The sequence below is a fragment of the Marinomonas dokdonensis genome (assembly GCF_052747885.1).
In genome coordinates, this window is record NZ_JBRAND010000001.1 from 745,613 (window position 1) to 758,943 (window position 13,331).

Sequence of the window (13,331 nt, forward strand, 5' to 3'; positions counted from 1 at the left end):
GCCTAGGTTTAGCTAGCCACTTGGCGTATGCCTTCAAGCTTGGGCATAAAGGATAACAACTCTTGGGTATAGTGGTGCTGGGGCTGAGTGAAAAGCATTTCTGTTGCTTGTTGCTCAACCATCACCCCAGATTTCATCACCCCTACACGGTCACACATCTGTCGTATCACCGGCAAATCATGGCTGATAAACAGCATGGTAAGATTTAAATGCTCCTGCAAATCTTTCAAAATATTCAGAATTTGCGCTTGAATCGACACATCCAATGCAGAAGTCGGCTCATCACAAATTAAAAATCTTGGCTGAGTAGCTAACGCACGGGCAATGGAAATACGCTGACGTTGACCACCCGAGAACTCATGTGGATACTTTTTACCCGCCTCGGCGCTTAGACCCACTTGATCCAACAATTCATCCACACGCATTTGCAGTGCCTTACCGCTTAATAACTTATGGTGACGCGCTGGCTCCCCAACAATGGCATCCACCCGCATGCGCGGGTTCAAAGAGGAAAATGGGTCTTGGAAGATCATTTGTATTTGACGACGATAATCACTTAAATCTTTCGACTTAGTTATGTCTGTCCCATCAAAAACAATGCGCCCTCCATCGGCTTGATACAAGCCTGCGATCATACGAGCTAAGGTCGACTTGCCCGAACCACTCTCCCCTACAACACCAAATACTTCCCCTTGGCGGATATCAAAACTCACCTGATCCACCGCTGTGGCGTACTCTTGCTGAGAAGGCAGTAAAGCAGGCTTGGTGATAAAACGTTTGGTTAAGGAATCCACCTCGAACAAAGGCTTTGTTTGATCTATGGTTTGTTTTTTCCAACTGCGCGCCAGATCGTCAATATCGAATGCTTGGGTTTTCCCTCCATAGGAAACCAGAGGAAAGCGTCGCACCTTTTCGTGTGGTCTAGGCACAGCCGCAATCAAACTTTGGGTATAAGCATGGGTTGGCTGGCCTAAGATTTGTGCCGTCAGACCGCTCTCAACCACCTTGCCTTGATACATCACAGTCACCACATCTGTAGTATCCGCAATGACGCCCATATCGTGGGTAATCAAGATCACTCCAACTTGTTTTTCCCGCGCCAGCTCCTTAATCAGCGACAGAATCTGAGCTTGTACAGAAACATCTAACGCCGTGGTCGGCTCATCGGCAATGATCACATCAGGCTCAGAACACAGAGCCAACGCAATGACGATACGCTGGCGCATGCCGCCAGAAAACTGATGAGGGTATTGGTTAATTCGTACTTCAGGGTCAGGAATTCTCACTAACGCCAGTAACTCTAATGCTTTTTGGTAGGCATCCTTATCATTCAATTTAAGATGAAATTGAATGGTTTCAACCAGTTGATCCCCTACTGTCAGCAAGGGGTTAAGGGAGGTGAGAGGGTCTTGAAAGATCATGCTTACCCGCTTGCCTCGCAGTGCTTGCATGGCCTCTCTATCTAGACCGCTAATAGGCTGTCCATTAAGAGAAATCTCTCCTTGGCTAATTCGCCCCGGCTTTTCAAGCAGCCCCATTACCGCTGCTCCTATAGTGGACTTACCTGCCCCAGACTCCCCGACCAATCCATGGATTTGGCCTGCTTCTACTGAGATGTCGGCGTTATCCACCGCCACAAACACACCGCGACGAGTGGCAAATTCCACCGTCAATGCTTTAATGTCGAGTAATGCCATGTCTACCTCAGCTTAGGGTTCAAGGTGTCACGTAGCCAATCGCCAAGCAAATTGACCGAAAGCGCTAACACTAACAAAGTACAAGCAGGAAACAGCAGGATCCACCACTCCCCAGAAAACATAAAACCTTGGCCGATGCGGATTAACGTACCAAGACTTGGCTGAGTCGGTGGCGCGCCTACCCCTAAAAAGCTCAAAGTGGCTTCCGCGATAATTGCCAAGGCCAAAGAAATCGTGGCGATCACCAACACTGGGCTCAGCACATTGGGCAAAATATGACGCATCATTATGGTGAGTTTTGGCTGGCCAATTAGTTGTGCGGCCATCACGTATTCACGATTTTTTTCTACCAAGGTCGCGCCTCGCACAACCCTTGCAAACTGCACCCAGTCCGATAAACCTATGGCTATGATCAATACCCAAATGGCCATTTGGTCACGATATTCCACAGGGGTGATGCCCTTTGCTATACCAAAAATAAGCATGGCGACAAGGATAGAAGGAAAAGTTAATTGAATGTCGGCAATACGCATTATCAAGGTATCTACCCAGCCTCCAAGATAGCCGGCCAGTAAGCCTAAAGAAATGCCCAATACCATGGCAAATGCCACCGCTGCCACGCCCACAAACAAAGAGACGCGCATACCATGCAAGATGGTCGATAAGACATCGCGACCTTGATCGTCACTGCCAAACAAAAAGCTTTGGCCGGTAAAATCATTCGCGGTTAACGGAGGCGTAAAGCCATTCATCAAATCCAGAGTAGCCGGATCATATGGGTCGTAGGGAGCCAACCAAGGGGCAAAAATAGCCCCTAATACCAAGAGTAAAACCACCAACAAAGAAATGATTGCCACAGGAGAGCGGGACAAACGCCACATAAAGTCACTGTCTAGCCATGAGCGTAATCTGTTCTGCAACATGCTATTTGCCTCCTTCACGTAAGCGTGGATCAATGAAGACGTAGAGTAAATCCACCAGCAAGTTGATGGTGACGAAAATCACGGAAATCAGCATTAAATACGCCGCCATAACAGGGATATCAACAAATTGAATCGCATTAATAAACAACAGACCCAACCCCGGCCACTGGAATACTGACTCGGTAATAATGGCAAAGGCGATGATGGAACCAAGCTGCAAGCCAGTTACTGTGATCACAGGCACTAGGGTGTTTTTCAGGGCATGACGAAAGTTCACAATGCGCTCACTCAAACCTCTAGCACGAGCAAAACGAATGTAGTCTTGACGTAACACTTCGAGCATTTCCGAGCGTACCAAACGCATAATCAAGGTCATTTGGTAAAGACCTAAGGTAATCGCCGGCAAGATAAGCGCTTGCCAGCCACTCACGGTCAATAAGCCCGTGCTCCAAAAACCAATTTGCACTACTTCTCCACGACCAAAGCTTGGTAACCAGCCAAGGTTCACACTGAAAACATAGATAAGCAGAATACCAATCAGAAAGGTGGGTAAACTAACACCAATTAAGGAACTGGTCATGATCAGGTTCGCCAACCACCCTTGTCGTCGGATGGCCGTAAACACCCCCAGCACTATACCCAGAGAAATCGCTAAAGTAGCGCTGACTGCCGCCAGCTCCAAAGTCGCCGGCAAACGCTCCACGATGATTTCCGAGACAGGTCGACCTTGGCGATAACTGACACCAAAATCTCCTTGCACTGCATCGCTCAAGAAGCGTCCGTACTGTACAAGGAATGGTAAATCCAGACCTAACTCACCTCGTAAGCGCTGTACGTCTGCTTCGGTACGCTCTTGGCCAAGCATATTGTCTATGGGATCACCCATAAAACGGAACATTGAAAAAGCCACGAAGCCAACCACCAGCAATACTAAGGCAGATTGAGCAACACGCTTAAATATGTAGTTAATCACCGTCATTCCTCGCACGGTTTGGGTAGATAAAAAGCGACCCTAGGCAGATGAAAAGCTTACCACCTGCCTAGGTGATGAGGGTTTACGAAAGGCGATGGTAAATTAATTCACCGATGCCCAACGCAAAATAAAGAAGTTATCAGGACGTTGCGTCAAGCTAACATTGTTACCTGTACCCCACACTAGTGGTTGAATGTAGAGAGGTACATAAGCGAATTCACTTTGGTAAAGACCCACTACTTCATCAATCATAGCCTGACGTTTGGTGTCGTCTATCTCGGATTGAATTTGCGGTAGCAACACATCAATGCGGCTATTTGAATAATCCCCAAAGTTCCAAGAACCTAGGCTCTTTTCTGTGTTTGGAGTAGACGCAAGGAAACGAATTGGGTGCTCATGGTCAAAAGTACCTGGTGACCAACCTACTAGATACATGTCAAAGTTATCTGCGCGTAGCTCTGGCCAGTAGTTACGAACAGGCATGGCATCTAGGTCGGCTTTAATACCTACTTTTGCCAACATGGCGGTGACCGCCTGACAAACTGCCTCATCGTTCAAGTAGCGGTCATTAGGACACTTAAGACCGAATGAAAAACCTTCTGGGTAACCCGCTTCAGCTAACAAGGACTTAGCTTGCTTCACATCAAACTCAGGGCGGGCATCATGAAGTTTTGAGTAGCCACGCATATCAGGGCTCACCAACTGACTCGCAGGCTGGGCATTACCCCGCATGATGGTGCGCAAAATAGCAGGAACACTGATGGACTTCGCTACCGCTTCACGTACTTTTGGGTCTAGGAATGGGTTCGCTTTGCCTTGATCAGCACCGTATTTAAGGGTTTCAGCTTGTTGCGCAAAACCCAGCATGATGACACGAGCTTCAATGCCCTTAATCACTTTAACTTGGCCATTAGTCTCCAATCGTTGAGCGTCTTGAATCGGCACAGGGTTAATCATGTCAACATTGCCCGCCAACAAAGCAGCTACCGCCGTGGCAGGGTTTTGAATAGGAGTGAAAACGGCTTCGGTGATATTACCGATATCTTCTCCCCACCAGTCGTTATATTTTTTCAAACGGGTTTCTAAGCCAGGTTGGCGCTTATTCAGCTCATAAGCCCCTGTACCATTTGCCTGTAATGTGGCCGCATTGCCCGCTTCTTTGTTCGGAGACTCAGCGCCAATGGACTTCGCCCAGTCCGCATCCATAATCATCCAGTTAGCAATACTGTCTGGGAAGATAGGGTTTGGCGCTTTCGTTATGAAGTCCACCGTATAGTCATCAACCTTTTTAACCATAGAGATGGGGGCAAACCAGCCTTTGGTATCCGCCGCAGGGGATGATGCACGCTCATAAGAGAAGACCACATCATCCGCATTAAAGGTCGCACCATTATGGAAAGTCACGTCTTGGCGCAAATGAAAACGCCAACCTTCCCCTTCACCTATGGGTTCCCATGAGGTCGCCAAAGCAGGTTCGATGGACATGTCTTTGCCACGACGCACCAAGCCTTCATAAACATTATTTAAAAAGCCTAAAACTGGGGTGGAAATGACCGCATGAGGGTCCATAGTTTGAGGGTCTGTGGTGCCCGCCCACTTAAGAGTGGTGGCGTGGGCAGAGGATGACAGGGCAATAGCTAAGGCGGTACAGGTAAGACGGTTCAACATTCTATCTCCTAAAAATAAACAATATAGGCATACCATGACAAAGAACTAAGCGTCCTGCCAATGTGTCTCATTTACCTATTGATGCTCTAACTAATAACCTACTTTCGTAAGGCTGTAAATTTTTAGTCGATATTTTGTCAAAAAAAGCCCTTCACTCCCAATCTTAGGGTTAAAAAACAAGTATTTACCGAAATAAAGCCTAAGACATGCCTAATAGGCTTCGGATATGACAACAGGCGGCGCGCCCTAAAGCGTCCAACTGATAGCCCCCTTCCAGAACAGACACAATACGCTCTTGGCTGTGCTTTTTCGCCTGAGCCATCAAGCCATCTGTGATCCAGGCAAAGTCGGCATCGGTGAGTCTTAGTTGGCCCATTTCATCCGCTTGGTGGGCGTCAAAACCTGCAGAAATTAAAATCAACTCCGGTTGAAATTGCTCTAAGGTAGGCCATAGTTTGTCATTGATGGTTTGTCGAAACAGCTCACTGCCTGTACCAGCCTCTAATGGCATGTGCAGTATGTTGTCATGGCTTTCCCCTGGATCGTTATAGGGGTAGAAAGGATGCTGATAACTTGAGGCATAGAGAATCCCCTTGTCCGCTGCCACGATATGCTCAGTACCGTTACCATGGTGTACATCAAAATCCACTATGGCGATACGTTTGAGTTGGTATTTCTGTTGGGCATATTTTGCCGCCACAGCAATGTTATTGAAAAAGCAAAAGCCCATCGCTTGATTCGCTAAGGCATGATGGCCGGGAGGGCGCACGGAACAAAAAGCATTATGGCAAGCACCTGTCATTACCAGATCGACCGCTTGCACCGCAGCGCCTGCGCCATACAAGGCGGCATCTAGAGAATGGGCCATTAGCACGGTTTCAGGCTCGATATTAAAAGTATCCGGACCATGGGGCGCTTGAAGCTCTGCCACCTTGGCAAAAATTTCCTCGACATAGCTTTGCTCATGGGCGGCCAATAAATCAGCCATTTGTACCTTTTCTGCTTCGTGCCAGCGTAAAAAGTCCAACATTTGTCCCGCGATCAAACGATCATGGATCGCCCCAATGCGTGCAGGAGATTCTGGATGGTCGTCTCCCATTTGGTGTTTTTCACAAGCATCATGGGTGATGTAAGCAGTGGTCATCTTGACTCCGATATTATTTTTGTTGTCCAAGGCGAAAATTAAGCAAAGCGAATCCTTGCTGTGTATCTAAGCATAAAGTCGATAAGACAGACTATCCTACAATAGTCTACAATCGCTAAAAGCCTTTATTCTGGGGAGAGTTATTTGAGCCAACATGCACTAAACGCACTGCTCGCACCTAAGTCGATTGTGGTGCTCACAGGAGAAGACGCCCATGACCCTATCATGCTGGCTTTGTTGCGTGCGTTGCTCAATGGCAATCTCGCCAATACCTTGCACGTGGTGGGGGTCGAACCGGATTGGCCAGCGGCTAAACGTCCAGAGATAAACCCTCAACAAACACCCAATCGGGTACGCCATTTTACCAGCCTAGATCAGCTCACCCAGCCTTTTGACTTGGCGATTCTCGCCGGCACCAGCAGTGAGTCCATGGAAGAAATTATCGCCGCCTGTGGACGTGCACACATTCCTTCCCTGCTGATGCTCACTTGGACAGAAGATAAAGCCGAACAACTTGTGCCGCTATTACGAGAACACAATGTACGCCTGTTGGGGCCGAACAGTTTTGGCATTTGTCGGCCAAAACAAGGGATTTTTGCTTGGTTGGGTTTAACCCCTCCCTTGGCTGGCCGTCTTGCCTTAGTTTCTCAGTCCGGCACCATTGCAAGCGCCTTGGTGGATTGGGCGAATTGGCAAGGCATTGGATTCTCTCAGGTGGTGGCCATGGGCTCCCCTGTAGATGTGATGCCTTCGCAAGTCCTCGACTATTTATCCAATGATTTTGAAAGCCAAGCCATCTTGATGTACCTACAAAAAGTCGGTAACCCTACTCGCTTCTTGAGCAGTTTACGGGCCACCAGTCGCACCAAACCCGTTGCCGTGGTGGCGGAACACAGCGTTGGGGCTGATGAAAGAGTGCTCGATGCCGCTCTACGCAGAACGGGAGCGGTCCGAGGCCGACGCCTAAATGATTTGGTAGCCGCCGCTTCCGTGATGACCAACGCCAGACGTATCCAAGAAGGCTCTTTGATCATCATAGGTAACGGTGCAGGCCCAGGTGAATTGGCCGCCCAGCGAGCCGCTGAGATTGATGTTTCCTTGCTAACCCCAGATCAAGCGTTACACCAAAAACTCGCCCATATTGTGGATGATAGAGGACAAATCGGCCCTGTCACCACTGTGTGGGCTAACTGCGAAAGTGATGTCTTTGTGAACCTTGCGGACACTGCCCTCAATGATGAGCAATGTAACGCTGTGCTACTGATGCTCAGCCCTACCGCACTGCTGGACATGTCATCTTTTTATCAGCAAATCATAGATTTACATGCCAAACAGAAAAAGCTGTTGATGGTGTGTCTACTGGGTGGCGGTGAAATGATCGCCATTCGTACTCGTATAAATGAAGCGGGCATTCCAACTTTTCGCACCCCAGAATCGGCCATGGAAGGTTTCCAGTTTTTACAACAATTCCAACGTAACCAACGACTGGCTAAGCAATCTCCTGACAGCCACGCGATTCGTAAAAGAATCGCCGTTGACCAAGCCAGAACCCAATTACAAGCTTTACTCAAAGAAGGTCACTTAAACCCTGACAAAGACTTATTAAAAGCCACCTTTGAGCTATTTAATATCCGTCTCGCCGCACGCCGACAAGGCAATAATTTACTCAAGCAAAGCCTGCATCTAAGACTGCTTCAAGACCCGGTATTTGGTCCTGCCATTGGCTTAAGTTCCGGTAGTAACCACAACATATGGCAACACGAAGTGATTGGCTTACCACCCCTCAACACACTATTAAGTAAAGACTTACTATCACCTTTAGGCCTTTCAGAAGGACACCCAGAGCTGGAAAGATTACTTTTAGATCTCTCTACGCTCATTTGTGAATTGCCAGAACTACAGCAATTAGAAATGGCAAACATTCGCCTCCATGAAAATGGCAGTGTTTACGCGGACTTAACTGCCCAACTGGGGGATTGCCAACACTTACGTCGTTATGAACATTTGGCGATTCAGCCTTATCCAAGACAATGGGTCAGTCACTATCCATTGCGCAATGGATTGGACTGTACCGTGCGCCCAGTGCGTCCAGAAGATGCCCCCATGATGGCGAATTTTGTGCGCAGCATGTCGAAAGAAACCCGCTATTTCCGCTTTATATCCAACCTTTCTGAACTTACCCCGCGCATGCTCGCCAACATGTCACATATTGATTACGACCGTGAAATGGCTTTCATGGCAGTCACTGAAATCGACGATCAAGAAGTGCTCATTGGCACAGCACGATACAGCGACAATTTTGATGATAAAAGTTGTGAATTTGCCGTGGTGCTCGGGGATGAATATCAAGGCATGGGGCTGGCCTCTTATTTAATGCGTCAGCTCTTCCTCTCTGCAGCGGCAAAGGACATTCAGGTGATGAAAGGCATAGTCTTGTCAGAAAACAAACACATGATTCAGTTTTGTCGCAAACTTGGCTTTAAAGTGATCCGCGATCTCGACGACTTAAGTCAGGTGGTGGTCACCATCAACCTCAGCGCAAGCTTTATTGCAGAGGTACAAGCCTCTTTGCAAGCATCAGCATAACCCGCCCAGTTACGCCTCTGAGTTATAGCTAATATTACCCCGCTTAGGCGCCCAGCATCATTATGGACAAGGCTACAATATCTTCCTTAAAAGCTACACGCTAAACGCCTTTTAGATAAGGTAAACTAGCGGCACATTCTTTAAAGGAGTAACCATCATGACTTACCGTACTATTAAATTAGTCAAACGTCCTGAGACCAAAATCACTGAAGATATTTTTGATATTGTCAGCCAAGACATCCCACAGCCAAAGGCTGACCAAGTACTCATCAAAATGACTCATTTGTCTCTAGACCCTGCCATGCGCGGCTGGGTAAGTGCTGACGAAGACAGCTACATTCCACCGGTTGTCCTAGGGGACACCATGCGTGCCAGTGGTTTGGGAGAAGTGGTCGCTTCCAATAATAGCCAATTCCCTGTGGGCACCCGTGTGATGGGCTTATTAGGCCTGACTGAATACGCCATCAGTGACGGTAGCAACATCAACCCTATCCCTAAAGAAATTCCAGCGGAGGCCATTTTATCCGTAATTGCTCTACCAGGTATTACGTCATACCACGGTTTATTTGAAGTGCTAAAACTTTCCTCCAGCGATGCGGGAAAAACCCTCGCCGTCACCGCTGCAGCGGGTTCTGTCGGCTCTTTGGTCGGCCAGATGGCGAAGAATCTAGGTCTTAAAGTGGTGGGTGTGGCAGGTTCTACCGAGAAATGCCAATGGCTCACCGACACCCTTGGCTTCGATGCTACGCTAAATTACAAAGACGCAGACTTTGCTGAGCAGCTTGCATCGGCTACCCCAGAGGGAATTGATTTCTTTTTCGAGAACACTGGCGGTGCCGCCCAAGGGCCAATTTTCAACCGCATGAATGCCCATGGTCGTATCGCTGTTTGTGGTTTGATCGCAGAATACCAAAAAGAGCAACCAGATCCTGGCCCTAGCTGGCTTAATATCATTAAAAAACGTCTTATGATTCAAGGCTTTACTATGCCTGATCATTTCCATCGTATCGGTGAATACAGCCAAGCCTTAGGGGGCATGCTGGGCAAAGGGGAATTGCAATATCGTGCCCATGTTATCGAGGGTATTGAAAGTGCTACGACTGGCATTAACTTGCTGTTTGACGGTAACAACCAGGGCAAATTGATCGTTAAATTATAATCAGGATTTAGCGACAAAAAAACTCGCAAGGCGCCCCTTGCGAGTTTTTTTGTATTCGAATCAATGTGCTGGATTATTTACCCGTAGCACGAGATACGTATTCGCCAGTACGAGTATCAACACGCAAAACTTCACCAATGTTAATAAACAAAGGAACGCGAACCATAGCGCCAGTGGTTAGGTAAGCAGGTTTAGAGCCACCGTTTGCCGTGTCGCCTTTCAGGCCTGGATCTGTTTCTGTTACTTCTAGTTCAATGAAGTTTGGTGGCGTAACCGCCAGCGGTGTACCGTTGTATAGAGTAACAACGTACTTTTCTTGCTCTTTAAGCCAGTTTTTCGTGTCCGCAATAGCGTTCTCATCCGCAGCGTGCTGCTCAAACGTGCCATCTACCGCCATGAAGTGCCAGAACTCGCCATCTGTGTACAAGTACTCCATATCCGTATCCATTACATCCGCTTGCTCTAGCGTATCGCCAGATTTAAACGTACGTTCCCAAACACGGCCGGTTTTTAGGTTACGTAATTTCAAACGGTTAAAGGCCTGACCTTTACCGGGTTTAACGTGTTCGTTGTCCAGCACCGCACAAGGGTCACCATCGACCATTACTTTGGAACCGCCGCGCATTTCGCTGGTAGAGATATTAGCCATACATCCTCACAGTATAAATTTAGAGAAAAAGCTCTGACTGACGTATCATGTCAGCCCCAAGACCTCTGCAAACCGCTTTTTGTTACCAAATATGCGAATACTAAAAGGGTTTGCAAAGATCTCTGAGAGCCAAAGGCCTAACTGGCCAAAAATAAGTTGGCGCAATCATAACCTAATTTAACTTAATTTTGCAGATATTTGACGTGATCCCAATTCAAACCAAGAACGATTTAAGCTGGTCCGAGCATCTTGCCCAAGCAATTACCAACCTAGCTGAACTGATTTCCCTGCTCGGCCTACCCAGTGACTTGGCAGAACAAGGGCTAGAGGCTCATCAGGCCTTTAAATTACTGGTACCACGCCCTTATCTCTCACGCATCGAATATGGCAACCCAGAAGACCCGCTCCTGCAACAAATACTGCCCCATGGGCATGAAATGTTGCCTCAAGCGGGCTACAACAAAGACCCCCTAGAGGAAGCTGATCACAACCCTCAAAAAGCGATTGTTCATAAATATACTCGTCGTTTATTAGTCATTGCCTCCGGTGGGTGCGCAGTCAATTGTCGCTATTGCTTTCGTCGTCACTTCCCCTATGGAGATAACCAGCTGGCACAGGCGGAATGGCATTCGGTGATTGATTACCTTATAGCTCATCCGCAAATCAACGAAGTCATCTTGAGCGGCGGCGACCCCTTAATGATGAAAGACAGCTTGCTTGCCGACAAGGTTCGTCAAATAGAAGCCTTACCGCAGATTAAGCGCTTACGCATACACTCCCGCTTACCTGTGGTCATCCCTGCCCGAGTGTGTGATGCCATGATCTCGTGGATCACCAACTCTCGCTTAGACATTATCATGGTGTGGCACATTAACCATGCCAATGAAATCGACGCTGAGGTAAAACAAGCGGCCATCCGACTTAAACAAGCTGGGGTTACCCTTTTAAATCAAGGGGTCATACTGAAAGGGGTAAACGATAATGTGGACGCACAGGTGACCCTAAGTGAAACCTTGTTTGATACGGGTATTTTGCCCTATTACATGTTTACCCTAGACCCTGTAGAAGGGGCGGCGCACTTTGATATTTCCGTCAACGAGGCCCAACAACTAATGGGGCAAGTGGCCGCAGAGCTGCCCGGTTATTTGGTGCCTAAATTGGCAAAAGAGATTCCGGGGAAAAGTGCCAAAACCGTGTTTGCTCCCCAGCTAATGGACAGAGAGTAACTTGAATTAATGGCGTTCTAATGCCAGCCGCCCTGCTTTTACTGCTTGGCGGTAAACTCGCACACTTGGGCTAAGCTGGTACAGATCACCATTTCTTCCCACCAGTTGTGCGGGCACATAACTTTGTTTTGCTACCTGAGCATTGGCATCAAGATGTTCTGGCTCGCCATGCACAGGAATCGCAATTTCAGGCTGTATCCATTGATACATATCACTCAGCTCGCCCCGACAAGGGTGGCCACTCACATGAATAGTCTCTTCAGTTTCATGGGCTTGTAAGGTGCGAATTTTGCGAGCTTGAAACTGGCGAATAAGACCATCAATAGCGGTTTCATTACCCGGTATGCGCATGGCGCTAAAAATCACCAAATCGTCCGCTTCGACACTTAAATCAAAACCATTATCGGCGGCCAAGCGCGACAAGGTAGCGCGAGGCTCACCTTGGCTGCCCGTCACTACCGCCAACACCTCTTCACGGGGCAAGTAACCTAAATGTGCCGCATCAATCAAAGGTAAGTCTTCGGGCCAATGGCCTGTCACTCGGGCCGCACTGACCATGTTCGTCAAGGAGCGGCCGATCAACGCCAAATAACGGCCGGTGGCTTTAGCCACTCGACCTAGCGCGATAAGACGGGCCACATTACTGCTAAAACAGCCCACCACAACGCGGTTTTTCTCCCGCTCAATTCGGGCTAATAATCCGCTATAACAATCCGTTTCCGAAGCCGAATACCCTTCTCGTAAGGCGTTGGTTGAGTCACATACCATGGCGAGAATATTTTCTTTCGCTAAGGCTTTAAAAGGTCCCGAGGCAAAGCCTTCCCCTGTAATGGGTTTATGATCGATTTTCCAATCACCAGTGTGGAAGATGCGTCCGACAGGAGTCGTAACCGTCATGGCAAAAGGCTCAGGGACAGAATGGGTTAACGCCAGCCACTTAACCTGAAACACACCTATGTTTACGGATTCGTGTTGAGCGACTTCGATGATGGGAACTTTGCCACTTAAGCCGACTTGTGCCAGCTTGCGACGGAGAATTTCAGCTGTAAAAGCCGTGGTGTAAACCGGACATTTAAAACGTCGCCATAAAAATGGCAAAGCCCCCACATGATCTTCATGGGCATGGGTGATCACAATACCGGCGAGGCGCTCTTTTTGCTGACTGATAAAGCTTGGGTCTGCACATACTATTTCTGCCTTATGCACATCAGTCTGTTGTACAGGCTCATTAAAAGACACACCACAATCTATCATTAACCACTGGCCATCATGGCCATAGAGGTTCATGTTCATACCAATCTCGCCC

The 13,331-nt window shown here is 48.1% G+C and carries 10 protein-coding genes; 3 read left to right on the plus strand and 7 right to left on the minus strand.

Annotated features, from left to right (window positions below):
- Window positions 1-8: 8 nt before the first annotated feature.
- The 5 genes from ACUM5Y_RS03495 to ACUM5Y_RS03515 all read right to left on the minus strand — a co-directional run bounded on the left by ACUM5Y_RS03495 (window position 9) and on the right by ACUM5Y_RS03515 (window position 6,405).
- Window positions 9-1,697 (minus strand): dipeptide ABC transporter ATP-binding protein, encoded by a 1,689-nt coding sequence (locus ACUM5Y_RS03495; protein ID WP_445975460.1) that lies wholly within the window; start codon window positions 1,695-1,697, stop codon window positions 9-11.
- A 2-nt stretch (window positions 1,698-1,699) separates the two neighbouring features.
- Window positions 1,700-2,620: an ABC transporter permease gene (locus ACUM5Y_RS03500; protein WP_445975461.1), complete on the minus strand. Its 921-nt coding sequence runs from the start codon at window positions 2,618-2,620 to the stop codon at window positions 1,700-1,702.
- 1 nt (window position 2,621) lies between these two features.
- Window positions 2,622-3,593 carry an ABC transporter permease gene (locus ACUM5Y_RS03505; protein ID WP_445975462.1) on the minus strand — a complete coding sequence of 324 codons (972 nt, stop codon included), beginning with the start codon at window positions 3,591-3,593 and terminating at the stop codon, window positions 2,622-2,624.
- Between the two features lie 102 nt (window positions 3,594-3,695).
- Window positions 3,696-5,261, minus strand: coding sequence for an ABC transporter substrate-binding protein (locus ACUM5Y_RS03510; protein ID WP_445975463.1), 1,566 nt, complete (start codon window positions 5,259-5,261; stop codon window positions 3,696-3,698).
- Between the two features lie 199 nt (window positions 5,262-5,460).
- Window positions 5,461-6,405: a histone deacetylase family protein gene (locus ACUM5Y_RS03515; protein WP_445975464.1), complete on the minus strand. Its 945-nt coding sequence runs from the start codon at window positions 6,403-6,405 to the stop codon at window positions 5,461-5,463.
- A 144-nt stretch (window positions 6,406-6,549) separates the two neighbouring features.
- Between ACUM5Y_RS03515 and ACUM5Y_RS03520 the strand changes: the two genes are divergently transcribed.
- Window positions 6,550-8,991: a bifunctional acetate--CoA ligase family protein/GNAT family N-acetyltransferase gene (locus ACUM5Y_RS03520; RefSeq protein ID WP_445975465.1), complete on the plus strand. Its 2,442-nt coding sequence runs from the start codon at window positions 6,550-6,552 to the stop codon at window positions 8,989-8,991.
- A 157-nt stretch (window positions 8,992-9,148) separates the two neighbouring features.
- Window positions 9,149-10,150: an NADP-dependent oxidoreductase gene (locus tag ACUM5Y_RS03525; protein WP_445975466.1), complete on the plus strand. Its 1,002-nt coding sequence runs from the start codon at window positions 9,149-9,151 to the stop codon at window positions 10,148-10,150.
- Window positions 10,151-10,223: 73 nt separating this feature from the next.
- Here ACUM5Y_RS03525 and efp read toward each other — a convergent pair whose 3' ends face one another.
- Window positions 10,224-10,799, minus strand: coding sequence for an elongation factor P (gene efp / locus ACUM5Y_RS03530; RefSeq protein WP_445975467.1), 576 nt, complete (start codon window positions 10,797-10,799; stop codon window positions 10,224-10,226).
- 203 nt (window positions 10,800-11,002) lie between these two features.
- Between efp and epmB the strand changes: the two genes are divergently transcribed.
- On the plus strand, window positions 11,003-12,025 hold the full coding sequence (epmB, locus tag ACUM5Y_RS03535) for an EF-P beta-lysylation protein EpmB (protein ID WP_445975468.1): 1,023 nt from the start codon (window positions 11,003-11,005) through the stop codon (window positions 12,023-12,025).
- 6 nt (window positions 12,026-12,031) lie between these two features.
- Here epmB and ACUM5Y_RS03540 read toward each other — a convergent pair whose 3' ends face one another.
- Window positions 12,032-13,318 carry a ribonuclease J gene (locus ACUM5Y_RS03540; RefSeq protein ID WP_445975469.1) on the minus strand — a complete coding sequence of 429 codons (1,287 nt, stop codon included), beginning with the start codon at window positions 13,316-13,318 and terminating at the stop codon, window positions 12,032-12,034.
- Between the last annotated feature and the right edge of the window lie 13 nt (window positions 13,319-13,331).

Bases quoted from the DNA above. Each gene is read 5' to 3' on its own strand.
- ACUM5Y_RS03495 (WP_445975460.1), bottom strand. From the start codon at position 1,697: ATGGCATTACTCGACATTAAAGCATTGACGGTGGAATTTGCCACTCGT.
- ACUM5Y_RS03500 (WP_445975461.1), bottom strand. From the start codon at position 2,620: ATGTTGCAGAACAGATTACGCTCATGGCTAGACAGTGACTTTATGTGG.
- ACUM5Y_RS03510 (WP_445975463.1), bottom strand. From the start codon at position 5,261: ATGTTGAACCGTCTTACCTGTACCGCCTTAGCTATTGCCCTGTCATCC.
- ACUM5Y_RS03515 (WP_445975464.1), bottom strand. From the start codon at position 6,405: ATGACCACTGCTTACATCACCCATGATGCTTGTGAAAAACACCAAATG.
- ACUM5Y_RS03525 (WP_445975466.1), top strand. From the start codon at position 9,149: ATGACTTACCGTACTATTAAATTAGTCAAACGTCCTGAGACCAAAATC.
- efp (WP_445975467.1), bottom strand. From the start codon at position 10,799: ATGGCTAATATCTCTACCAGCGAAATGCGCGGCGGTTCCAAAGTAATG.
- ACUM5Y_RS03540 (WP_445975469.1), bottom strand. From the start codon at position 13,318: ATGAACATGAACCTCTATGGCCATGATGGCCAGTGGTTAATGATAGAT.